This is a genomic window from Microcoleus sp. BR0-C5 (assembly GCF_036705045.1).
Lineage (GTDB): Bacteria > Cyanobacteriota > Cyanobacteriia > Cyanobacteriales > Microcoleaceae > Microcoleus.
Genome location: NZ_JAUBTR010000019.1, coordinates 29,323 through 53,988 on the forward strand (window position 1 = coordinate 29,323; position 24,666 = coordinate 53,988).

Genomic DNA, 24,666 nt, shown 5'->3' on the forward strand with positions numbered 1-24,666 from the left:
CAATAATTATGCAAATGATGCGAGGATTGCTATATAGTCATCCTAAATCATTTGTGAATTTCTTACTCCCTCCCTTTGGTAAGGGGAGGGTGGGGGTGGGGTAAAAAATTTACTACTTATTTAGGATTGCTATATGGTGCGAAATGTGCACCTTACTTTACTGGCGATTAACTGAAACTATAACTTCTGTTCCGTTTCCGGGGTGGCTGTTTACAGTTAGCTGCGCGTTAATGCGATCGGCGCGTTCTCTCATGCCCAATAAACCAAAGCCATTCCTAAAACAGATACTTTCTGTATCAAATCCCTTTCCGTTGTCTTTCACCCGCAAAAGGAACTTGGATGTTTCGTAAACCAACTCAATTTTGATCGCTGTAGCTTTGGCATATTTGAAAATATTTGTTAATGCTTCCTGCCCGATTCGCAACAGGTTATTTTCTACCTCTAATGGTAGGGAATAGGCTGTGCCAACTACTTCTAAAATAGTGCGCGTATCAGTATCTGATGACATTTGTTTTGCAATTTGGTTGAGAGCGCTATACAAATCGCCATCTTCTAACAGTTGCGGGCGCAAAGATTCTACGGATCGCCGTGCTTCAGCAAGTCCAGAACGAGCTAATTCGCAGACTGTTTTCATGTGTGCTTGTGCTTGTTCGGGATTGGCTGCTATTACCCGCTCTGCTGCTCCCAAATGTATGATAATGCCTGCAAAAGTTTGCGCTAAGGTGTCGTGAATTTCCCGCGCCATACGGTTGCGCTCTTCGAGAATATTTTGGTCTATGAGTTGTTTAGACATCCTTTTTATACGTAATTGGTTTTCCACGCGCACTAAAACTTCTTGTTGTTGAAAAGGTTTTGTAATATAGTCTACTCCGCCCAGATAAAATGCTTTTACCTTATCGAAAACTTCTTGCAAAGCGCTGATAAAAATTATTGGAATATCTTGAGTTTTCGGAGTAGCTTTGAGCTGCTCGCAGACTTCGTAGCCATCCATGTGAGGCATCATAATATCGAGTAAAATTAAGTCTGGTAAGTTGGCATTGATAAAGTTTAGAGCTAATTTCCCACTGGGAGCTAGGTGAACTTTATACCCAGCGACAGATAGTATCCCGCTTAAAAGTTTTAAATTCTCAGGACAATCATCAATAACTAAAATACTTTCTTCGCTGGTAAAACTGAGGTTTTTGTTCATGTCTCATCCCTCAATGTGTGTATTAAGTTTAGCAACTGTTCGTACTGAAAATTTTTAATGCAAGCTGCGCTCGCCCTAGCTAAGGGCTGATTGATTTCGCGAATTTGATTGATGACTGTTTGCATCTGTTCTAAATCGAGGTTGCTAATGGCTTGCTGGAGATTGGCTACTAACTCTGGAGGTAATTCAGAAAAAGCAGTTTTTGTCAATACATTCACTTCATTTTCTGTTAAAGTGGGCGCAGCATTTAGTTCTTCAAAAACGAATTTCACCCCGATATATTTGTGCAGATCATCAAATATGTTTGCTTCTCTAAATGGTTTGCGAATAAAATCATCGCAGCCGATAGAAAGAATCATAGCTTTATCTTCCTCAAAACTACTGGCTGTTATGGCAATAATTGCTGTTGCTTGACTTTCGATATCCCCGCCGTTAACAATGGTGGATCTTGATGATACTTTGGCTTTAATTTGTTTGGTTGCTTCATACCCATCCATCACCGGCATCCGCATATCCATAAAGATTAAGTGCGGCGAATATTGCTCCCACTTTTCTATTGCTTCCATCCCATTTGTGGCTTCGTAGACTTCAAAACCGATCGCGGAAAGCAGTTTAACTAGCAGTTGGCGGTTGTCAAAAGCGTCGTCTGCAACGAGAATTCGATAGCGGGGTTGATTGGGTGCGATCGCAATAACTCGTCTGGTTGGCTGTTCCCGTTGGCGATCGGCACTTTCAACTGGATTAACTTTAATGTCAAATTTGAAGATAGTACCGCCTCTAGCACGAGAACTGACTGTCATTTCACCGCCCATTAACTGCACAAAAGAACGTGCGATCGTTAAACCTAATCCTGTTCCTTGTTGCGATTCTTCCCCGGTTTTGGTTTGAACAAAAGCTTCAAATATCTTGTCTAATTCACTAGCCTCAATTCCATCTCCTGTGTCTTCTATCTCAAACCAGATTTGCTGAGCAAAATCCTGATATTTAATTTTTACATAAATGCAGCCTTCGGAGGTAAATTTAATCGCGTTAGAAAGCAAGTTAATCAAGATTTGGCGCAATTTTATTTCATCAGTTTGCACATATTGGGGAACGTCTGGCATCCGCTCTACTAATAACTGCAATCCCTTATTTTGTGCCGGAAGTTGGAACATATTTTCGATGTCGTCCAGCAGGCGGTGGAGGTCAAAATTGGTCTGGTTGAGAGTCGTGCGTCCCGCTTCTATTTTGGACAAATCTAATACTTGGTTAATCAGTTCGAGCAAATGTTCTCCGCTGCGGGTGATAATACTCAGGTGTTCTTGCTGTTCCTGCAATAGGTTAGAAGAACGATTCAACAGTTGGGAAAAACCCAGAATTGCATTGAGGGGAGTCCGCAATTCGTGGCTCATATTTGCCAGGAATGTGCTTTTTGCTCGGTTGGCTGCTTGTGCTGCGTCTTCGGCTCGTTGTCGCTCGATGATTTCTCGCTGAAGTTCGAGAGTGCGATCGCTCACTTGCTGTTCTAAGGTGCGGTTGTAGTCGGCTAGCAGCTTTTCGGCTTGTTTGCGATCGGTGATGTCTTGAAATGTGGCGATCGCATAATTAATTTTACCTGTTTCGTCAACAATTGGAGTGCTAGAAACCTCTAAAGAAACAATCTTATCAGGTCGGTGGAACTCGATATCATCTACTTTAACCGTTTCACCCGCCAAAGAACGCACGATTGGCATTTGTGCGGCGGGATATAACTCGTTAGTTCCCGCGAGATAAAGTTGACAAGCTTCTGCTAATTTCTCAGTATTTGCTTCGGGTATTGTGGGAATAGCACTTAGTTGATGTGCCGTCTGATTTGCGTAGGTAATTTGTCCGGTGGTGTCATGCACGGCTACCCCAATTGGCATAGCGTCGATAAATTGAGTCAGTCGGTTTTCGCGTTCCTTGACTTCCGCGTAGAGTTTAGCATTGGTAAGTGCGATCGCTGCTTGTCCAGATAGCAATTGTAATACTTCCAGGCGATCGGGCGTAAAAGCTTGTGTAGTGAGGTTATTTTCGAGATAAACAATAGCACTGAGTTGACCTTGATTCATCAAAGCGGCACACAAAATAGACTTAGGCTGACGTGATTTGATGTAAGGATCATTCGTAAAGTTACCTTCACGAGTGGCATCATTTAACACTAAATTTTCTTTGGTTCTAGCGACATAATTGATAATAGCTTCGGAAAGTTCCGGGCAATTTTCAACAGGCTCAGATTGCAGCACTGTTATCTGTTCATCATTCATTACACCTTCAGCTTCAATCAGCAATTTTTTCTCGGTTTCTAAAATTAAATATGCTTTTTGAGCGCCGACATTTTCAATCAAAATTTTCATCAATCTGGAGAGTAATTTATCCTGTACAATTTCCCCAGAAATGGCCTCGGAAGCTTTCATGACTGTAGCGATATCCAAGGAAGAAGTAGAACGGCTGCCCCTGGTTAATGTAGTGGTTGAAATGTTTTTATGTGTAGGTTGCTCGATGGTAAATAATTGCGGATATCGCGTTTCTAAATCTTTAACTTTAGCCACCGCACCCCAGAGTTGATAGCAGTAGCGAGCTTCCTGCATATAAGCTTTGGCTGTTAATTCTTTACCCCTGGATAAATAGAACTTGGCAGCGAGTTCGTAAGCGAGGGCGGCTTCGTGGATGTACTCGTTTTCTTTGGCGAGGGAAATTGCGTGATCGTAATAGTCGATCGCTTCCACAACTTGCCCCAAAACTCGCGCTTTTTCAGCTTCAACTAGATAAAATTTATGTAAGTAATTCATGCGAGCGTGATGCGCCCATACCTGCATTTTTTCTTGATTAGCATTAACCCGCTTGAGAGCATTTTCTTTTTCAAAATTTGAATAATCAGCAAATACACTTAAATGCGCTAGAGCATCATAAAAATGGAAGATAGGTATAGCTGTCATTCCCATCACACCATCTAAATATGGTTCTGCAACTACTGCATTTTTAGCAGCTTCCTGGGACTTTCCAAACAAATAGCACAATATCAACTTATTTAGATAAAGCAATAAAAGTCCTTGTCTATCGCTCAATCCTAGCTGAAGTGGCTGAAGTGGTAGAAATTTCTCTTCGTTATAAAACTCTCCTATTAGCTGAGTTGGATTGTCAGCCTTACCTAATAAGTTAAAAATAATTTGTAAATACATTGCTAACCAAGTCAAGCAAGTATTGTTTTTTTTATTGGTCGGTATTTCATAAAAATAAATTAACTCTTTTTCTAAGTCTTTAAGTTCACATCCTACTGAGTAGGCATTAAAACAATAATCAAAAGTAGAATAACCAATAAAATCTATATTCCCTGTTTCAACAGCGCAGAAATAAGCCTCTTTTAAAATTGACAAGCTTCCCTTAAGATGCTTTTTCCAATGCAATATATGATTGCCAAATATATCTAAAACTCCAGCCTTCAGGTATTTGGCATTTAATTTTTCTACTAACCTTAAACCTAATCTTCCATATTTATAGCCACTTTCAATATCTTGTATAGTTGTACACAATATGACTCCGTAACTTGCGTAAGCAAAACTAGACTTAGGAGCATTGCCAAATTTAATAGATAAATCAATCTGTGTTAACACAAGTGGCACTAATAATTCTGGAATACCTATATAGCCGATTCCTATCATTCCTCCCAGAATCGACATAGCTGCTAGAGATTCTGGATCGGTCATTTTGGGCAGGTTAATTAAGTTGTAAGGTTCCGCTTTTATATATATGTTATTTGGAGATTGTGGCCAAACAACTCCTAGCAAATGTAGCACTTTTAATCCAAGGTTAAACCCTTCTTTAAACTTGCTTATTCTTATGCAATGTTCAATCTTTAACTCATATATTTGGACTTGCTCTAGAACAGTTTTAGCATTTTCTAGGACAAGGTTAGCTAAAGCTTCCATTTGCTCAAAATTCCCCAAACGGTAGGCTACCTGTGCGGCTTCTTGATGTAGTTGCAAGCTGAGCTGGTATTGCAGCAGCCAAGTGTTTACTGTCAGCAAATTTATTCCTGTTTGCAGATAGTTGAAAGCTGGCTGATAAGCAGTTGATGCTTTAGCCTTTTGACCTGCTATTAGGTTTAATTCTGCCAGTTCATCTTTTTCTGGCTGAGAAGTAATCAACTCTAAGCCGAAATTTAATTGATTAACAATATCAAATATTTTTTCGTCTCGCTTGTCGATGGGAGTATTTTGCAGCAGCAGTTGTCCTATTTGTTTGTGGACGATCGGCTTATCCTGTTCATCAATCAGGGAACAAGCGGCTTGCTGAATTCTGTCATGAACAAACTTGTATTCTACGGATTGCGTACTGGGGAACTTCCCTGCAATTTCTAATTCCACATCTCCCATATTCCCCAGCAACACGACTAAATTTTCAGCAACGGCTGCGTACAAATCCTCCGCCGTTTCTCCCACAGAATTTTTGCAAAGTGAGGCTAATGTTTTCAGATCGAATTGATTGCCAATGCAGGCTGCTATCTTTAACGTTTCCTGCGTTTTCTCTGACTGCTGTTGAATTTTTTCAGCCATCAACTCGACAACATTATCAGTTAATCCCCTCGCTTGAATTTCCTCTAAATCCCATTCCCATCTAAAAGCGTTTAAGTCAAATTGTAATAGCCCTTCCGTATAAAGTGATTTGAAAAATTCATTCATAAAGAAAGGATTACCGCCCGTTTTGAAAAACACTAACTCGCCAAGGGACTTGACTCTTGCTTCCGGGCAATTCAGGGCATCGCCAATCAGTTGAGTAACCGTGGCTAAATCCAAAGGCGACAGAAAAATGCGATCGACACTAGCTCCATTTTTGATAATTTCTTCAATTGTCAAGTTTAACGGATGAGCGGGAGAAACTTCGTTATCCCGATACGCGCCAATTAGAAACAAACCAGGTGTCCTACCGCTCATTAACAGTTCGATTAACTTGAGAGAAGCGCCATCAGCCCACTGCAAATCGTCTATAAATACAGTCAGAGGATGTTCTGGTTTAATAAAGACTGTAATGAAATTTTGAAACACTAAATTAAAACGATTTTGGCTCTCGCTCGGCCCTACCTCTGGTACGGCTGGTTGCTTGCCTATTATTAACTCTACTTCGGAAATTACATCAATTATGACTTGACCGTTTATCCCTAAAGCTGTGAATAATTTTTGCCGCCACTCTTGGAGTTTTGCTTCACTTTCAGCTAATAGTTGCTTGACTAATTCTCGCAGGGCGATGACAACAGCACTGTAGGGAATATTCCTCTGATATTGGTCGAATTTGCCGGAAATAAAATAGCCGCGCTTTTGAGTAATCGGTTTATACAGTTCTTGCACGATCGCGCTTTTGCCAATGCCAGAATAACCAGCAATCATAAACATTTGGCTTTGGTCGGAAGCTCGATCGAAAGCAGTTAAAATAGTTGCAATTTCTCGCTCCCTGCCGTAAAGTTTTTGGGGTATTTGAAACTTGTCGGAAATGTCTTGACAAGCTAACGGAAAAAGTGATATTGTATTATTGCTGTGCAATTGATTCAAGCATTCTTCTAAATCGGTTTTAATTCCCAAAGCACTTTGATACCGCTCCTCAGCATTTTTCCCCATCAACTTCATCACAATATCGGAAACAATTTGCGGAATTTCGGGATTCACCTGAGATGGAGATAACGGCTGTTTAGCGAGATGACTGTGTACCAATTCCAGCACATCCTGAGTGTCAAAAGGCAATTTGTTTGTCAACAGTTCGTAAAAGGTAGCCCCCAGGGAATAAAAATCCGTGCGGTAATCTAAACTTCGGTTCATTCTGCCGGTTTGTTCCGGCGACATATAAGCAAGAGTTCCCTCTAAAATGTTGGGATTTTTGATGGTGTAATTCTCGCGCGTTAACTGCGTGGAAATGCCAAAATCGATGATTTTGAGTTGTCCGTTAGCTGGATTGAAGACAATATTTGAAGGGTTAATGTCTTTGTGAATGATGTGGGTCCTGTGAATTTGTTGTAAACTTTCTGTAGTGGCGATCGCAATTCGCAAGAATTCTGCAATACTAAATTTTTGCTGCTGCATCCAAATTTTCAAGGATTCGCCGCCAAAATCCTCCACAAACATCACCAGCGTGTTTTGATATGGCTGCAAATCATAGGCTTTTATACAGCCACTCAGATTCAGAGATTGTGTAATTTTATACTCTGTGCGATAGCGGGCGAGTTCTTGGGGTGTGGGATAATTTTCTTTGAGGATTTTGAGGACGACGGGGAGACAGTCGGGTTGTCGGAATGCTCGGTAAACCAGGGAGTTTGCGCTTTCGTAGATGAGCTCTGTGACTTCAACGCCAGGAAAAGTGAGCATATTCAGCCTGCGGTCAACTTTGCAGTCGAACATAGCATAAATTTGCTCCTCACACCAGAGGTGCGTGAGCCATCAGTCGATTTTAGATTTTAGATTTTAGATTTTAGATTTTAGATTTTAGATTTGACTCCACATCTTAGATTTTAGAAGCCAAGACAGGCTTCCCAGTCCATACAGCTTGTTCGATAATGTCAGCGGCGCGCTTGACTCCGCCCGATCGCCTCTTGCATCTCGATCGCCCTTTGTTTATACGACTCTGGGGTTAGGACTTTCACAATTGCCGATCGGACTTTAGAAACGCTCAATCCTCCTATAATTAATACATTAGCTTGCCATCGTTATTATTAATTCCCAGTAATGTGACAGAAGAATGTCGAGAATCACCGCTAGATGTGCGGCAATTGGCAGAAATTTGAGCTCCATTAATACCGAAGTCTGTGCAAGTTCGGTTGAACGTACTTGCTTCCCCAATATTGCCTTGTACCAGTTGTCCATTTTTATTATGAACCCCTTGAATGGTAATGGAAGTGCGTTGATTTGTACCATTTTTTTTCTCACAAGTTGCAGATAATTGAGCGCCATTGATTGAAAAATCCGTGCAACTGGTAGCAAAGGTACTTGCTTTTTGAGCATGGGTCGGCTGCTGGAAGATGGAGAGCGATAGTACGATTGAAGCAGATAATCCAGACAATTTAATTGAGTTCATGGTCTTTTTTATGATTTACTATTTTCAGCGTAAGATAATAACCCTAAAAAGCTTCTAGCTTTTAGTTGAGTAGAAAATTAGCTAAATAGTCAGCTTGCGACTCAGCCTCTGTGAGAAAAAATCCTAAACTTTTGGCTAGGTGCCGCCTTAAAATATAGGCTTTGACCGCTTGAATAAGGTCAGGCATGGCACGCAAGCTTTAGTCATTGGAAGAGAGTGTTGCCAGTATATATTTGTGTGGATCTTCGATACCTAGCCAAAAGTTCAGGTAATCTCCCCAACTAAAGGTGAGTTAAAGCTCTGTTGTTTTTATAGGTTCAAAACTAAACTTGGAGCTAGCGACTTTATCCGGGTAATTTCATAAACTAAATTTAGGCCAAGACCAGCACTAGGTTAGCTGGAAGAAAACAAATAAGGAGTTACTTCCTTAACAATTAAATCAGGAGCAAATCTCATGTCTTTTGAATTTGAAGGGGTCAATCAGTTTTCTGCAGAAGTTGAGCAAGATTCTGCCGTGCAGCAGCAACAGCCGCCAGCCAATTCTGTTGCTGAAGAATTGAACGATACGGAATTAGATGCGATTGCAGGCGGTCATATGTTATGGGATTATATGGAGCAGTGGCGTTTAGATACAGACAATCCTGATGATACTAAGAACACACCACCTCTGATGGCAGGATTCTGACAACTCACCACAGTTGAAGTGGACTTAAGAACAATCTGACTTGCAAAGAATGCCTGTATGGCCTATAAAATCGCGAACGGAAATTCGTCAAAAAGCGTTAAGTCAACCGTATTGAATTTTAACTCAGTAGCGGGTAAAAAGGTTGGATAGCAGGCAACTTTGCTAGGAGTTGGTTCGATCGCTTTTGGAAGCAAAATTCACTAATTATGTCAGGAGGAAACATCAAATGGAAACCAACAATCAATTTTTGCAAGAAGTATCGCCCCTGTTGTCCCAAATCGCAGCATCAGAATCGGTCAACTCAATCGATGAAGAATTGAACGAATTGGAATTAGAGGCGATCGCGGGTGGCCATTCCAATATGGCCAATCGCGCTCGGGCTGCGGGTATTCCTGTGATCACAGGCAGCGGGCCAAGGCCGAAATTTGCTAGTGGTTTCTCCATGTACGGAGAGGATAAAAAGAGCGTCTTCTAACTAGAAGCGATCGAGCTTCTGCTGAGTTCAGCCACATAAGGAGGAAACATCAAATGGAAACCAACAATCAATTTTTGCAAGAAGTATCGCCCCAGTTGTCCCAAATCGCAGCATCCGAATCGGCCAACTCAATCAATGAAGAATTGGACGAATTGGAATTAGAGGCGATCGCGGGTGGCCATTCCAATATGGCCAATCGCGCTCGGGCTGCGGGTATCCCTGTGATCACAGTCAGCGGCCCAAGACCTAATTTTGGTCCAGGCCCGGCTATGAATAAGGAATTCTTGGAAGCATTAAGGAATTTCGATCGCTAACAGAAGAAATGATCGGCTTGTAACTAGAAGCGATCGAGCTTCTGCTGAGTTTAAACACTCAAGGACAAAACATCAATGGAAACCCAGTTTCTTAAATAAACTGGGTTTTTATTTACCTCATATCACGTATATTTGAATCGATTATACTTCTTATAAAGGCGGTTTTTGCCAACCGAAATCGACTAAAAATAATGATTTTATCAACCCGCTTTTACCTCTAGAGCGCATCTAAATTCTGATTATATAAATATTTAAAAAATATGGATGCAAGACAGCCATTTTACCTGATGCAGCAAGCTCCCGATATGGGTAACACTACAATATTTAGCGTTGGCTTAGTTATCGCCTGCTTGCTATTGCTAATTTTGTTGTGGTTGCCCGATTTGCTGACAAAAGAATAAGCCTCATTCTGCTCGATTCATAGTGATGGCTGTAGGGGCGGGTTCGCCAAAATCTCGAACACCGATCGAACAATTCCATAAACCCGCCCTCCCCCGCCTTGATTTACATCAACATTTTATCCTATAAATTAGCAGTTGATTTGTATTGTTGGTGGGTGGGGGCGGGTTTACGAGCTTGTTGATTTTTACCAGATATTGTTGGTGAACCCGCCCCTAGGGGTGTGTGAAATCGCGCTTACATTACTCTAACTGTCGCTCAACTAATCTAGCAAACAATCCTCCCTGTTCGATCAATTCCTCAAACGAACCCACCTCCACCAAACGGCCTGCTTCAATTACATAAATGCGATCGGCATTGCGAACCGTACTCAGGCGGTGGGCGATGACAACTCGCGTCACATTCAACTTATCCAAACTCTCAGTAACGATCGCCTGCGTGCGGTTGTCCAAAGCACTCGTAGCTTCATCCATCAGGATAACCTTTGGTTTGACAACCATCGCGCGGGCAATTAACAATCTCTGCCGCTGTCCTCCCGAAAGATTCGTGCCGCCCTCGCTGACAACCGTGTGCATTCCCATCGGCATTTGTTCGATATCGGCGGCTAAACCGGCCATTTGCGCCGCTTCCCAAGCTTCCTCCTGCGTTACCATCGCCCCGCAGGTAATATTGTCAAACATTGAACCAGCATTAATTCTGCCGTTTTGCAGCACTACTCCTAACTGCCGCCGCACAGCTTGAACGTCGAGGCCTGCTAAATCTTGATTGTCGTAATAAACAGTGCCGCTTTGTGCTATTTCAAACCCCAATAACAGCCGAAATAATGTTGATTTGCCACTACCAGACGGCCCGACGATCGCGATAAATTCCCCCGGTTGAATATTGATGCTGACATCATCTAAAATTGGGGGCCCGTCCTCCCGGTAGCGGAAAGTTGCCCTATCGACAGTAATTTGACCTTGCAAGCGGCCGGGATCGGCTTTTGTCGGGTCAGATTCCGGGATGCCCTGGACGATCGGTTTGGCTCGCTCCCACAGCGGTACAATTCCTAAAATATCAGTTAGGGTATTGCTCAAATCTGTGACGCCAGAAAGAAAGGTGCCGAAGGCGGAATTAAAAGCAAGAAAGGTTCCCATATTCAGTCCGCCTCCTCCTGTTTGAGGAGTTTGCATGAACACAATTGCAAACCAAAACATCAGAATAGAACTTACTAACGGCAGCGCTTCATTAAATACTGAAACACTGTCGTCAATTCGTTTAATTCCTGTTCTTAGCTTGATTTGCTGGCTGTATTTTTTCGCCCAAGCTGCAAACGCTCGCCCTTCTGCAGCAGCTACCCGCAGCTTTGATACTCCGTTAATTAGTTCTACTGTCAGCCCGTTAATGTCGCCTTCTCCTGTTTCCATCTGCCGCTCTTTTGGGATTAAGAGCAAGCTGGATGTAACTGTTACTATAACCGCAATAAGAGTTAAACCAATTCCGACTAAAGCCAGTGGCAGGCTGTAAATAAACATCAGCCCCAAATTCAGCAGGGAAAATATCGCGCTCAAAAGTGTCCGCTGCGTCGTGCCGCTGAGTTGGGCGCGAATTTGATTAACAGCTAATAAGCGAGTTAGCAAGTCGCCAGAAGAATAGGTGCGAAAAAACGCCGGTTTTAATCTCAGCAATCGATCCCAAACTGCTGGCTGGAGAGTGCCGCTGGCAACATTTTCGATCCGCAGCGTCAGAATGGTTTGGGCGATGCTAAATACAGCCCGTCCGATCGCCGCAACTAACAATACCAGCCCTAACTGCCACAGTAACAAACGATCGCTGTCAGGAATAGCATCATTGACCAAAATCGAGGTAGCTTGCGGCGTCACCATCCCCAGCAGCGTTCCCAATATCCCCAGCCCGAAAGCAGCGATCATGTCTTTTTCGTAGCCCTTCGTCCCGAAGCGAAACAGTTCCGCAGCGTTGCGAACTAATAGCGGCAGCGGCCGGTAAAACATGAGAGTTTCTGGCGACAACTCTTGGGCGATTGCTTTAGTTACCCGTTGGCGGCTGCGGTCGATCGGATCGAACAAAGTATAAGGATCGTCCTTACCGGGCAACAAAGCTACAGGTCGATTGTCGGACTTTGTATAAGCCAACAGCGGGCCGCAGTTCTGCCGCCACCAATATCCAACCAGCAGCACGCGGCGGGTGCGAAATTGGGACGATCGCGCGATCGCCTCCATCGGATCTTTAACTCGGCTGAAATCTTCGGAACCCGCCGGGGGATTGACTGTTATCCCTTGTGCCTTACCTACAGCCCCAGCAGCGATTAACAGCGGTGTTCCTTCCTCAGACAACACGATTTTCCGGGGATGCAGCACCTCGGTTAACTCTCCCAAAGCTGTCTGAGTGACTTGGCAGTTTAGCTGTTCGCGTTCCTGAAAGCGGCGGAATTCCTCGGCTTTTTGCCGGGAAACCAGCAAATTCAAGCAGCAGCAGAAATACTCGTGCAGCAAAGCTAAACTCGCGCGCAGCCAGTCGGCATTTTCCACTTCTGCTGTTGAGAAAATTTGCACCTCAACTTCCCCGGATGCCACCAGCAACATATTCCCAGCCAGGGGAAACGCTGGGGAAGCGGAATTTAACTTCAATTCCCCGACACTCGCATCGCCCGACGAGACGCGCACCCAGACAACTGTTTCCGGCGGCGATCGCAGAATTTGACCGGGAATTAGCGATATCTGCTGCGAGGCTGCTACAACCCCAGTTTCTGGGGCAACTTTTTCCTCCGGCACGCGCGGCGGATCTATCCCGTAGGGAATCGCCCGTTCTCCCAAATGCTGTATCCACCCTTCCACAAGGGCGATGTTTTTGCCGTCACCAGCAGCCACTAAAGCGGCACAATCTGCGATCGCGATCTGTTCCAGTTCCGTTTCCGCGATTGCGATCGCCAGAAGTCCCCAACCTGGTTTTGAAATTTCTCCCCCCCTTGTAGGGGCGGTGCCCCCGTGCCCGCCCTGGTTGGGCGTGGTAGCAGCGCCAAACAAAGCCTCGCCTGCACTGACGCCGAACAGATAATAGCGGTTGCCCGCCGGCTTCTCACTTTGTATCTTGGCTGCAAAAACTGCGATCGCGCCCGATCGAACAATCCACACCTGATGCGGGTCATTCAGCAGCAGCGGTTCATTTCCTTTAATTCGGTGCAGTTTCTTAACAGGATTTAGATCGAGCATAGCTAGTAATTGGCGATTAGTAATATCACGTCGGGCAGGGGTTTAAAGCCTTGCCTCAAAGAAGACAGTGCGATCGAATCGATCGGGCTAATCCACAGATCCTAGGAGTGATTAAAATCCCCGTCTCATAGCTAAAGTCGGTTAAAACCGACTGAATAGCTAAGACTCCATAGCGAACACTGAATAGCCCTATCAAACCATCGCTCATTTCAGTCCTCTTGAGAGGACTTTAGCTATTAGACAGGGAATTCATTCCCTGGCGGACTGTCGGGCTGGCTACTGTATTTCTGCTGTTTATTGTTCGTTCCCAACCAAAAGAGCATAAGCTCCTCCCAGCTTTTGCAACTCCTCATGAGTGCCTCTTTGAACAACTTTCCCCCCTGCGAGCATAATAATTTCATCGCAATCTCGAATCGTACTCAAACGGTGAGCAACCACAATACAAGAAGTACCGCGACGCCTTAAATTGCGATCGATAATTAACTCTGTTTCAGCATCCAGAGCACTCGTTGCTTCATCCAGCACCAACACCGCTGGATTCCTCACTAATGCCCTGGCAATTTCCAAGCGCTGCCGCTGTCCGCCGCTCATATTTGTTCCCCCTTCATTGAGTTGAGCATCGTATCCTCCCGGCATATTCAAGATAAGTTCGTGAATTGCCGCATCAATGCACGCTTGCACTAAATCTGCTTCCGGTACTGTCGGGTCCCAAAGCGTCAGGTTTTCCCGAACAGTGCCAGCAAATAGAAATATCTCTTGTTCGACCATTGCCAGCGAATTTGCTAGAATAGAACGGGGAATCAATTTGCGAGGAACCCCGTCAAATAAAATTTCGCCATTCATTGGTTCGTAAAGCCCGGTAACAAGTTTGGCAATAGTAGATTTACCAGAACCGCTGCCCCCCACTAACGCTACCCGCTGACCAGGTTTTACACTTAAGTTTAAGTCTTCAATTAGCGGCGCTTCCAAGCGGCTGTAGCCAAAACTGACACCGCGCAATTCAATGCTTCCTTGCAGGTAAAAAGCATCTAGTTCGATGGTGATTTGGTTGTTTTTACTATTAAAAGTATCGCGGTCTGCTTCTGGATCTATCGGGTTTTGCAGAACGTCATCAAGTCGGTTTAAATCGGCTTCTAATTCTTGCAGAGTGCTGCCAAAATTGACGAGATTGTTAACAGGTCGGAGGAATTGTTGAGTCAGACTTTGATAGGCAATTAACATCCCGATACTCAAACCGCCGTTCATTACCCGCAAGCCCCCGACAACTAAGATAGCAGTTGCAGCTAATGCCGTTAAAAATGCTGGTAATATTGATAAAATTTGAGTGGGCAAAGCCAATTCTTGCTGGGCGTTGCTCATTTTGGCATAGTATCCGGCAAACTTAGAAAATAAATCGAATTCTAAACCGCTAGCTTTGACAGTTTCTATAGATTGAATGCCTGCAATTGCAGCACCGCCAACCTTACCTGTTTCCTGAGCTAATCGGGTGTTAGCATCGACGCGGCTGCGGGATAAAGATTGCAGTGCCAAAAAGTTTAAGGCTGCAAAAACGGCCGCAACACTGGTCAATACCCAGTCGTACATAACCATAATTATCGCATAGAAAACCATCATCACCGCGTCGATCGCAGTTGCAGCAAGTTTCCCCGATAAAATTTCAGCAACCTTGTCATTAACTTGGCAGCGACTGCTAATTTCACCTGCAAACCGCTGGGCGTAAAATCCCACAGGCAAGCGCAAAGTATGCCAGAGAAACTGTCCCGACATCGAAATCGCAAGCTTGTTTGCCAGCCGCCGCAAATAGAAAAGTCGCATTCGCGCTAGCAGCCCTTGAATAGCCGCGGCAAACAACATTCCTAATATTAAGGATCGCAGCCACTCCTGACGATTTTCGACGAGAATTTCATCTACAAAAATTTGGGTAAATGCCGCCCCAGCTAAACGGGGAACAGTCAGTAATAAACCAGCAATTAAACAAAATGCGATCGCCCAACGCGAACTTTGCAATCGGGAATCTAAAGCACGGGCAATACTCGGTTTTTTTCCGCCCTTTTTAAACTCCTGCCCCGGCTCAAAAGTCAAAACAACGCCAGTATAAGCAGACTTAAATTCTTCTAGAGAAACAGTCCTCGGCCCCGATGCGGGGTCGTTGAGATAAACGCGCTTTTTCTTCATCCCCTCAACCACCAAAAAGTGATTGAAATTCCAAAAAACAATAAAAGGTGGCGGTACAGCTTTCAACTCTTCGACAGTTTTTTTAAACCCTTTAGCATCTAAGCCGTAAATTCGGGCTGCTTTAAGGATATTAGAAGCTTTACTGCCATCGCGAGAAACGCCACACTCGCTCCGCAATTGAGCTAAAGGTACCGGGTGTTCGCAGTAACTCAAAATAATTCCTAAAGCAGCAGCACCGCATTCTACTGCTTCCATTTGTAACAGGGTGGGAGTGCGAACTCGCCTTAATTTGCGCGGTGTAAAAAAGTTGTGAATCCAGGGTATTTTCATCGGCTATAAGGCTGAAACCCATAATAAATTTTGCTGGTATTCAAGTCTCGATCCCCCTAAATCCCCCTGATTGTTGGGGAGTAGGGGTTGACTTTGACTGCTCTTGTCCCCCCCTTCTTAAGGGGGGTTAGGGGGGATCTAGACTTCGATATAAACAAGAGAGACGGTCGGTTTAATAGTAAGGTGCGTTAGACCCGAAATCCTCGATAATCATTCTAGAACTTCGTCTGACGCACCCTACAAGTCGATGGGAGTGTGACAGTTGGCCTTAGTCCTAAATTAATAAACTCCTGTCAAAGACCGAAAAATAGGAATCACGTAAGAAATCGGCGCTAACTGCCCGATTTGAACCCTAACGAGCGCCGTAGTACCGGGGGAAATCTTGAGAGGAGGCCCGTTCGATGAAGACCATTTGTAACCGCTGATAGTGTTCGGATCTTGTTGCAATTCCACAAATATTTGCACGGGAGCACCGCCACCAGCTATGTTTTTTGCGATGCTGTCAGCCAAATTTTCATTGCCGATAATTGACGACATATCTTGATTAGTAACCGGAAAAGGAGAAACTTGGGTTACTTTGCCGACAATGCCGCCGTAGCGTTCCCGCTTGACGACGCTAGGGGTAACTTGTACGGTCATTCCCGGTTTAATTTGCTTGCCGTCTCTGTCAGCAAAATAAACAAGACTGACCATTTTTTCGCGAGAATTTTTAGATTCAACTGTCCCGATCCTTGTACCGATGTTCAGCATTTGACCTGCAACGGCGCTAACTTCTAAAACGCGGCCGTCGTATTGGCTGGTAATTTTGCTGTCGGCTGTCAACTGATTCTGCAAGTGGGCAATCTTGCGTTTAACTTCCTGAATTTGATTTGTTTGGGCGATCGACTTCTCTAAATCTTGTTGAGCTAGTTTGACCGCTTGGGTTCCCATGTCTTTAATCTTAGTTTTGATTTCATCAATTTTGTTCAGGTTTTGCAGGTACTCCCGTTCGGTGTTACTTTTCTGAACTTTAAGTTCTTGGAGGTTGTTTTTAATTTCGTTAAGGCGGTTGAGATTTTGCAGGTACTCTCGTTCGGTATTGGTAGCTTCTACCTTGAGTTGCTGCCGGCTGTTTTTGAGGTCGTCAATTTTATTGAGATTTTGCAGGAATTCGCGATCGCTATTGGTTTTCTGAACGTCGAGTTCCTTTAACTGCGTTTCAATATCCGCCAATTGCATCTGAGAGTCCGCGAATTCCTGTCTCGCTTGCAGCATTACATCCTCGCTAATCGCCCTCTCTTGTTCGTAAAGAACGCGGCGAGTTTCAAACCGCTGCTGCAAAGTTTCCACCAAAGAAGTGATGTGCTGTTTTCGCTGCAAAAGACTGTCCCGTTTTTTGGCGATCGCGGCCAGAGTTTGCTGCCGCAATATCGGCGCAACTTGTTCTCGCCGCAAACTTTCTTCCAAACTTTGGCGTTTTTCTGCTAATGCTGTCAGAGTTTGCTGCCGCAGTACCGGCGCAATTTGTTCGCGGCGCAAACTTTCTTCCAAACTTTGGCGTTTTTGCTCTAATGCCGCCATACTTTGCTGGTGCAATATCGGTGCAACTGACTCCCTATTCAAGCTTTCTTGAAGGTCTTTTTGCTGCTGTTCTAGGGTTTTTAATTCCAGGGCAATTTGCTGTTTTTGCAGCTTATTAGTATCTTTTTTTTGCCCTTGCAGTTGGGCTAACTTTGCTTTTTCTTGCTCTAACTGCTGCTTGAGGTCTAGTTTATCAATTCTACCGATTTCCTGACCCCGTTTAACAACATCTCCAGGCTTGATATTTAGCTTTACCAATTGACCGGAACTAGCAGCTTGAAATTGCACGACTCGGCGGGGCAGAAGCAACACGCCTTGACCGGAAACAGTCAGCGGAATTCGCCCGATCGCACTCCAAACCCCCGCAGCAGCAACTAAACAGCCAATTGCAGTTAGTGGCAGCCACGATCGAGGACTAACCACCTGCATCATTTGGTCGAGGCGTTCCGGCGAAGATAAGCGATCGATCGCTTCAGTAGTGAAAAGTTTGTTTTGTTTTACCTGCATCAGCTATTCCTTTCGAGAGTGCGATCGCGGCTGTAAGCAGGGGTGTATTTGAAGGGGAAATTCCTTGCAAGTCAATTGAGGCACAAACAATTTCCCAACAAACGTTCAAAGCTTCCGTGCAATTACTTGAATGTTCTCACTCCTGTTTGCAGCTTGCCTGTAAAATCACTTTACGACAATTAACCCTCGTAAGACCTAACTAACAGTAGAGTTTTCAGCTAACAAAAAGACCAGCTTACAGCCAGTCTTCCGACGGGGGAATGACCCGAACTTTTGGCTAGGTATCGCCCGCAGCCAGGGCCTACACATTGGTCACCAGTTAAGCTAAAAACACTTTTGTCAATGAGTAGAATTACTCTAAGGTATTGAAGTACCAACTTAAAATGTGCTGCGATTTGTTCAATGAGGTGGGTAAAACATTTACGACACCTGCAAGGATTGCTATATAGTTTGATTTTTGATAAAATTACTGAACCAACCCTAGTGCAACAAAAGGTTCTAGCTTTGCTTGTGTTTCTCTAACTTATACGCAGTAAACCGGGCGCCCGAATCTTTCTTTAAAAAGCTTACTCTACACTGAATATACCTTTTGTCTAGTGGGGAAGTTCAGTGTAATTGGTGATTGGTAATTGTAGGTTGGGTAGAACGAAGAGAAACCGCACCTACAATTACTATTAACAGTCAATCGATTTTAGATTTTAGATTTTAGATTAAAGAATTGAAGCATTGACTTGCGCGAGATAAATTCGGGGGCTTGCTTATCGGATACAGGTTTTTGATTTCTGGGTCCTGAGTCTGCTTTCGGAATGAATCACGTGGCGGGTATCCTGGATGCTTTCGGTCAAAATCAAAAGTCAAAAGTTAACAGTCAACGGTTAATTGTTAACCGTTGACTGTTAAACGGAATGCCTGTGCCGAACTCGCTATAAACTGCCGGAATGGCTGTTCATTCTTTGGATTTAGAACTTTTGGAAAGCTTACCCTCAAAAGGTTGAACTCCACTATTTGGATAGTTGTCATCGCTGGGGCTAAAAATCCGCACCGCTGCTTCCGAAACGTAACGCATTGCGTTTGCCAAAGATTTAGAAAGATTCATAGAATCTGCCTCTCTTGTCTGAGTTCTGATACTTTTAATATTACTCGGATTTTTGGGCTGTAGATGAGTTTAGCAATATTTATTTGAATTACTTATTGGTCTGCAACAATAAAGCAAGCTGAAGGTTTAAGAAATTACGCATTTTTGGACGATCGACCTTTTGGTGGTAGATTTTTCCTTGCTCAACTCAAGCAGTCGCGATCGCCCTCCGACGCTCAGAAACCGGGTTGTCTAACTCTATTCAAGGGCTGCAAGGAAATATTTTCGCAAAAAACCCCGAACGCTTGAGTGTTTGTGCTTAATTCCTGAGTTTGTTAAATTCAATATTTATATTGAATTTACCATAATATTAATGTACAAATTAACCGAAATTCGCTATCAAAGGGCATTATAAGCGAATTTATCCGACAAATATCTGCAATCTTCATCAAATATTTACAAAAAGATATGGTGTTTGTCACTATAATTAAGAAAAAGAAGTTTGTCCGGGGTTTTTTTTATGAAAACTACCACAGAAAGCCTGCAGCTCACAGGTTTTGAAGAAATCTTAGAAGACCAGGAACTAACGGTTTCTTCAGCAGATTACAGCCTTTTGACCGATCTCTACCAGCTAACGATGGCCGCTTGTTACGTCGGGGAAGGGCTCGACGGGCGGGCCGCGAGTTTTGAGTTGTTCGCGCGCAGGCTGCCAGAAGGTTTTGGCTACGCGATCGCGATGGGTTTGGCCCAAGTGCTCGACTATCTGGAGAAATTTCGGTTTTCTCAGTCGCAAATTCAGGCTTTGCAGTCCACTGGGATTTTTGCCGGCGCAGGAGAGCGATTTTGGACTTTACTCGCCACAGCCCGTTTTACTGGCGATGTTTGGGCGGTGCCGGAGGGGACGGCGGTGTTTGCCAATGAGCCACTGCTGCGAATTGAGGCTCCTCTGTGGCAGGCTCAGTTAGTGGAAACTTATTTATTGAATGCGATAAATTATCAAACTTTGATTGCGACGCGGGCCGCGCGGCTGCGCGATGTGGCGGGCCCGGAGGCTAAGTTGCTGGAATTCGGGACGCGCAGGGCTTTTGGGCCTCAAGCTGCTGTTTGGGCGGCTAGGGCTGCCCTGGCTGCGGGCTTCGATGGAACTTCTAATGTTTTGGCTGCTTTGAAGTTGGGCCGCAAGCCTGTCGGTACGATCGCCCATGCTTTGGTAATGGCTGTGGCTGCCCTCGAAGGCACCGAGAATCAGGCGTTTGCAGCTTTTCACCGCTATTTTCCGGGGGCGCCGCTGCTGATCGATACTTATGATACTGTGGCGGCGGCGCGGATGTTGGCCGATCAAGTAAACAGCGGTGAAATGCAGTTGGAAGGCGTGCGGCTGGATTCGGGCGATTTGGCGGTGCTGTCTCGGGAAGTTCGATCGATCCTTCCGGGCGTTCCAATTTTTGCTAGTGGTGATTTGGACGATCGAGAAATTGCTAAATTAAAAAGTAGCGGTGCTTGCATTGACGGTTACGGTTTGGGAACCAAGTTGGTCAGCGGTTCCCCTGTGAACGGTGTTTATAAGTTGGTGGAAATTGACGGAATTCCGGTGATGAAAGAGGCAAGCGGCAAGGTAACATATCCAGGAAGAAAGCAAATTTTTAGACATATTGAAAATGGGCAAATTCTCGGAGATTGTTTGGGATTGTCGGGAGAAACTATTAAAAATAGCGATGATTACGTACCATTAATGGAGTTGGTTGTCAAGGATGGTAAACAAGTCCAGAACCAGGAAAGTTTGGAGGAGATCGCCAAACGCACTGCTGCTTCTGTCGCCAGTCTTCGACCCGAAACTCGCCAACTTGACAACCCGATTTCGCCGTCAGTGGAAATTTCAACAGATTTGCAGACTCTCACCCAAAAAACGAAAAAGAGTCAATCGATTTTAGATTTTAGATTTTAGATTTTAGATTGAAGTCAGTAGTCAGTAGTCAGTAGTCAGTAGTCAACAGTCAACAGTCAACAGTCAACAGTCAACAGTCAACAGTCAACAGTCAACAGTCAACAGTCAACAATTACCGATTCCCTATGCAGAAAATTGCTCTTTTTGGAACAAGTGCCGATCCACCCACAGCAGGACATAAAACAATTCTGAGTTGGCTTTCGCAACATTTTGATTGGGTCGCTGTTTGGGCGTCGGACAATCCTTTTAAGTCGCACCAAACTTCTCTAGAACACCGATCGGCAATGCTGCTGTTAATGATTCAAGAAATTAATTCGCCCAGACACAATCTTTGCTTGCATCCAGAACTCAGCAGTCCGAGGACGGTGGAAACTGTGGAACAAGCAAGATTGCTGTGGCCGAATGCAGATTTGACGCTGGTAATAGGTTCGGACTTGGTGGGGCAACTGTCTCGCTGGTACAAATTTGAACAATTGTTAAAACAAGTGGACTTGCTGATAGTACCGCGACCGGGTTATCCGTCAGAACAATTAGATTTGTGGCAGTTGAGGCGCATGGGTGCAGACGTGGCGATCGCATCTTTGAATGGTCCCAATGTTTCTTCTACCTTCTATCGGGAAACAGGAGACACCCAAGCCCTGACTCCGACCATCGAAGATTACATAAATAGGGAGCATTTGTACGCATGGCACGAGGCACGAAAAAGGGCGAAGGTTGCTCATTAGCTGACTTTAAAGTAGGAGTAGATAATGTGATTTTTTCCGTCGATGCCGTGCAGAACCGCTTGTTGGTACTGTTGGTAATGCGGCAAGACGAACCGTTTATCGATTCTTGGAGTCTTCCCGGTACTTTGGTGCGGCAGGGAGAGTCTCTTGAAAATGCGGCTTACCGAATTTTGTCTGAGAAAATTCGGGTAAAAAATTTGTATCTGGAGCAATTGTATACTTTCGGAGAACCGGGGCGCGATCCTCGGGAAATTACCAGGGGCGATCGCTATCTTTCGGTGAGTTATTTTGCTTTGGTTCGCTTTGAGGAAGCTGAGTTAATTGCTGGGAGTGTAGTGGCGGGTGTGGGCCACCGCGTCGGCGGCATTGCTTGGTATCCCGTGCAACAAGTTCCTAAGCTGGCCTTCGATCACAATCAAATTCTCGAATACGGATACCGGCGACTGCGTAACAAACTTGAATACAGTCCGGTAGCTTTTGAAGTTTTGCCGGATGTTTTTACTTTGAGCGATTTGTATCAGCTTTATACAACTATTTTGGGGGAAAGTTTTTCTGATTATTCTAATTTTAGATCTCGATTGTTAAAATTGGGTTTTTTGTGCGATACCGGTGTTAAGGTTTCGCGGGGGGCTGGCCGCCCTGCTAGTTTGTACCGCTTTGATGCGGCCGCTTTTGCTCCTTTCAAAAATAAACCACTGGTGTTTATCTAGCTGTTACTTGGATGACATTCTGGGATCAATTTAGTAACATTAGAATAGAAGCTATTAAGGATTGCAGACGATGAAAGACCCTGATGAATGCGCTAATATTCACGAAGTGCGGGAGGAAATTGATATCATCGATCGAGAAGTGATCGAGGCTTTGAGCAAGAGATTTCAATACGTCATCGCGGCAGCAAGGTTCAAAACGAGTGAAGCTAGCGTTAAATCCTTCGATCGCTTTCACGATATGTTACAGCAGCGGCGCGAGTGGGCTCAAGAATCGGGTTTGAATCCTGATGTGGTTGAAAATATTTACCGGGATTTGGTAAATTATTATATTGAGGAAGAGTTGAAACATTACAAATCCAAGTAATCTTTCGCTACATTCAAATCTAGGACTATAGGAAAGTGAGTCCGCGCGGGCGGACTGTTAGCAATATTTATTAGGTGATTTGGTGAGATGAAAATTGCGATCGCACAACTCAACCCTACTATTGGTGATATCTTTGGCAACTCCAACCTAATTCTGGAGGCTGCGAAAAAAGCTGAGGTTGAGGGCGCAAACTTATTGCTAACACCGGAACTTTCCCTGATCGGTTATCCGCCGCGCGATTTGTTAATCAATCCGAGTTTCATTGCAGATGCAGGTGCACAGTTGCTGCAACTAGCGCAAGCTTTGCCACCGGAGTTGGCACTCATAGTCGGCACTGCCTTACCTAATGCTAATGCTGTTAAACTCGGCGGAAAATCATTGTTTAATAGCGCTGTTTTGTTGCAAAATGGCGTGGTCAAACAAGTTTTTCATAAACGCTTGTTGCCTACTTATGATGTATTTGACGAAGATAGATATTTTGAACCGGGACAAAACAGCCATTATTTTACTATTGGCAAAGTCAAAATCGGCGTGACAATTTGTGAAGATTTGTGGAACAATGAGGAGTTTTGGGGTAAACGCAGTTACGCGGGCGATCCTGTTTCCGATTTGGCAAAATTGGGTGTAGATTTAGTGGTGAATTTGTCGGCATCGCCTTATTCTGCGGGGAAGCGGGGAGTGCGATCGGCTATGTTGCAGCACAGCGCCATCCGCTGCGGAATACCGATTGTTTACGCTAATCAGGTAGGCGGAAATGACGATATTATTTTTGACGGCAGCAGTTTTGCTGTGAATCGAAAGGGTGATTTAATTCAGGTATTGGCTTCTTTTGAAACTGATTTGGCGCTGCTGGAATATGACCCAGCTAAACAAGATTTAGTTGGCAGCGGGAACGGGCAAGATGCCCGTTCCACAACAGATTTGGGATTATGTGAAGGACGACAAAAACTAGGTTCGATCGGCAGTGGCGTTGGCAGCGGCGGGAACGGGCAAGATGCCCGTTCCACAACAGATTTGAGTTTTCATCCGGCAGAAGGAGATGCCGAAATTTGGGCGGCTTTGGTTTTGGGAGTGCGAGATTATGTTCGCAAGTGCGGTTTTTCTAAGGTTGTACTCGGTTTGAGTGGCGGGATAGATTCGGCTTTGGTGGCTGCGATCGCCAGTTGCGCGATCGGGGCCGAAAATGTTCTAGGGGTGTTGATGCCTTCTCCTTACAGTTCGGATCATTCTGTTAACGATGCTTTGGAATTAGCCCGAAATCTGGGCATCGCGATCGAACTCTTGCCGATCGGCGATTTGATGAAAACTTACGATCGCACTCTAGCCAATTTGTTTGTCAACACAACTTTCGGGATTGCTGAGGAAAATATTCAATCGCGGATTCGAGGCAATCTGTTGATGGCAATTTCTAACAAGTTCGGACATTTGCTGCTTTCGACGGGCAATAAGTCGGAAATGGCGGTGGGTTACTGCACTCTCTACGGCGATATGAATGGGGGATTGGCGGTGATTTCCGATGTGCCGAAAACTCGCGTTTATTCGCTTTGTCGGTGGCTGAATTCTGGCGGATATGTAGGGGCGGTGCCCCCGTGCCCGCCCTCTCCGTACCCACACCCGTGCCCGCCCCTGGGAAAGGAAATTATTCCGGTTAATATTATTAGTAAAGCGCCGAGTGCTGAACTGAAACCGGGTCAAATTGACCAAGATTCTTTGCCTGCATACGATGTTTTGGATGACATCTTGTATCGGTTGATAGAACATCACGAATCTGCCCAAAAAATTGTCGCTGCAGGACACGATGAAGCGGTGGTTAAACGGGTAGTAAAATTAGTGAGGCAAGCGGAGTTTAAACGGCGGCAAGCAGCCCCTGGTTTGAAAATTAGCGATCGAGCTTTTGGTACCGGTTGGCGGATGCCGATCGCCAAATCTTCCTTCTATTAAACGCATC

At 44.7% G+C, this 24,666-nt stretch carries 16 protein-coding genes; 9 read left to right on the forward strand and 7 right to left on the reverse strand.

The window, feature by feature from the left end:
* Positions 1–157: 157 nt before the first annotated feature.
* The 3 genes from QUB08_RS11730 to QUB08_RS11740 all read right to left on the reverse strand — a co-directional run bounded on the left by QUB08_RS11730 (position 158) and on the right by QUB08_RS11740 (position 8,245).
* Positions 158–1,189 (reverse strand): response regulator, encoded by a 1,032-nt coding sequence (locus QUB08_RS11730; RefSeq protein WP_333224875.1) that lies wholly within the window; start codon positions 1,187–1,189, stop codon positions 158–160.
* The gene (locus tag QUB08_RS11735; RefSeq protein WP_333224876.1) at positions 1,186–7,572 is read right to left on the reverse strand and encodes an AAA family ATPase; all 6,387 of its coding nucleotides are present in this window, start codon (positions 7,570–7,572) and stop codon (positions 1,186–1,188) included. The genes QUB08_RS11730 and QUB08_RS11735 overlap by 4 nt, the downstream gene beginning before the upstream one ends.
* A 283-nt stretch (positions 7,573–7,855) precedes the next feature.
* Positions 7,856–8,245 carry a CVNH domain-containing protein gene (locus QUB08_RS11740; protein WP_333224877.1) on the reverse strand — a complete coding sequence of 130 codons (390 nt, stop codon included), beginning with the start codon at positions 8,243–8,245 and terminating at the stop codon, positions 7,856–7,858.
* Positions 8,246–8,699: 454 nt separating this feature from the next.
* Here QUB08_RS11740 and QUB08_RS11745 point away from each other — a divergent pair, with 454 nt between their 5' ends.
* The 4 genes from QUB08_RS11745 to QUB08_RS11760 all read left to right on the forward strand — a co-directional run bounded on the left by QUB08_RS11745 (position 8,700) and on the right by QUB08_RS11760 (position 10,120).
* Entirely contained in the window at positions 8,700–8,930 is a 231-nt protein-coding gene (locus QUB08_RS11745) for a hypothetical protein (RefSeq protein WP_333224878.1), read from the forward strand.
* Between the two features lie 226 nt (positions 8,931–9,156).
* The gene (locus tag QUB08_RS11750) at positions 9,157–9,405 is read left to right on the forward strand and encodes a hypothetical protein (protein WP_333224879.1); all 249 of its coding nucleotides are present in this window, start codon (positions 9,157–9,159) and stop codon (positions 9,403–9,405) included.
* A gap of 53 nt (positions 9,406–9,458) precedes the next feature.
* Positions 9,459–9,719 (forward strand): hypothetical protein, encoded by a 261-nt coding sequence (locus QUB08_RS11755; protein WP_333224880.1) that lies wholly within the window; start codon positions 9,459–9,461, stop codon positions 9,717–9,719.
* Positions 9,720–9,979: 260 nt separating this feature from the next.
* The gene (locus tag QUB08_RS11760; protein ID WP_333224881.1) at positions 9,980–10,120 is read left to right on the forward strand and encodes a hypothetical protein; all 141 of its coding nucleotides are present in this window, start codon (positions 9,980–9,982) and stop codon (positions 10,118–10,120) included.
* Positions 10,121–10,360: 240 nt separating this feature from the next.
* On the opposite strand, the gene QUB08_RS11765 is transcribed toward QUB08_RS11760, so the two are convergent.
* From QUB08_RS11765 to QUB08_RS11780, 4 genes are all read right to left on the reverse strand, one after another.
* On the reverse strand, positions 10,361–13,327 hold the full coding sequence (locus tag QUB08_RS11765) for an NHLP bacteriocin export ABC transporter permease/ATPase subunit (protein ID WP_333224882.1): 2,967 nt from the start codon (positions 13,325–13,327) through the stop codon (positions 10,361–10,363).
* Between the two features lie 294 nt (positions 13,328–13,621).
* Complete coding sequence (locus QUB08_RS11770; protein ID WP_333224883.1) at positions 13,622–15,832, reverse strand: NHLP family bacteriocin export ABC transporter peptidase/permease/ATPase subunit; 2,211 nt, start codon at positions 15,830–15,832, stop codon at positions 13,622–13,624.
* Positions 15,833–16,111: 279 nt separating this feature from the next.
* On the reverse strand, positions 16,112–17,899 hold the full coding sequence (locus tag QUB08_RS11775; protein WP_333224884.1) for an NHLP bacteriocin system secretion protein: 1,788 nt from the start codon (positions 17,897–17,899) through the stop codon (positions 16,112–16,114).
* Positions 17,900–18,845: 946 nt separating this feature from the next.
* Entirely contained in the window at positions 18,846–18,995 is a 150-nt protein-coding gene (locus QUB08_RS11780; protein ID WP_333143642.1) for an isochorismate synthase, read from the reverse strand.
* A 499-nt stretch (positions 18,996–19,494) separates the two neighbouring features.
* Between QUB08_RS11780 and QUB08_RS11785 the strand changes: the two genes are divergently transcribed.
* The 5 genes from QUB08_RS11785 to QUB08_RS11805 all read left to right on the forward strand — a co-directional run bounded on the left by QUB08_RS11785 (position 19,495) and on the right by QUB08_RS11805 (position 24,659).
* A complete protein-coding gene (locus tag QUB08_RS11785; protein ID WP_333224885.1) occupies positions 19,495–20,919 on the forward strand; it encodes a nicotinate phosphoribosyltransferase in 1,425 nt (474 codons plus the stop codon).
* 125 nt (positions 20,920–21,044) lie between these two features.
* Entirely contained in the window at positions 21,045–21,644 is a 600-nt protein-coding gene (locus QUB08_RS11790) for a nicotinate-nucleotide adenylyltransferase (RefSeq protein WP_333105332.1), read from the forward strand.
* Complete coding sequence (locus tag QUB08_RS11795; protein WP_333224886.1) at positions 21,605–22,354, forward strand: NrtR DNA-binding winged helix domain-containing protein; 750 nt, start codon at positions 21,605–21,607, stop codon at positions 22,352–22,354. Before QUB08_RS11790 ends, QUB08_RS11795 begins: the two co-directional genes overlap by 40 nt.
* A 70-nt stretch (positions 22,355–22,424) precedes the next feature.
* The gene (locus tag QUB08_RS11800; protein WP_333105335.1) at positions 22,425–22,718 is read left to right on the forward strand and encodes an isochorismate lyase; all 294 of its coding nucleotides are present in this window, start codon (positions 22,425–22,427) and stop codon (positions 22,716–22,718) included.
* 87 nt (positions 22,719–22,805) lie between these two features.
* Positions 22,806–24,659, forward strand: a complete 1,854-nt coding sequence (locus QUB08_RS11805) for an NAD+ synthase (RefSeq protein WP_333224887.1) — start codon at positions 22,806–22,808, stop codon at positions 24,657–24,659.
* The last annotated feature ends 7 nt before the right edge of the window (positions 24,660–24,666 follow it).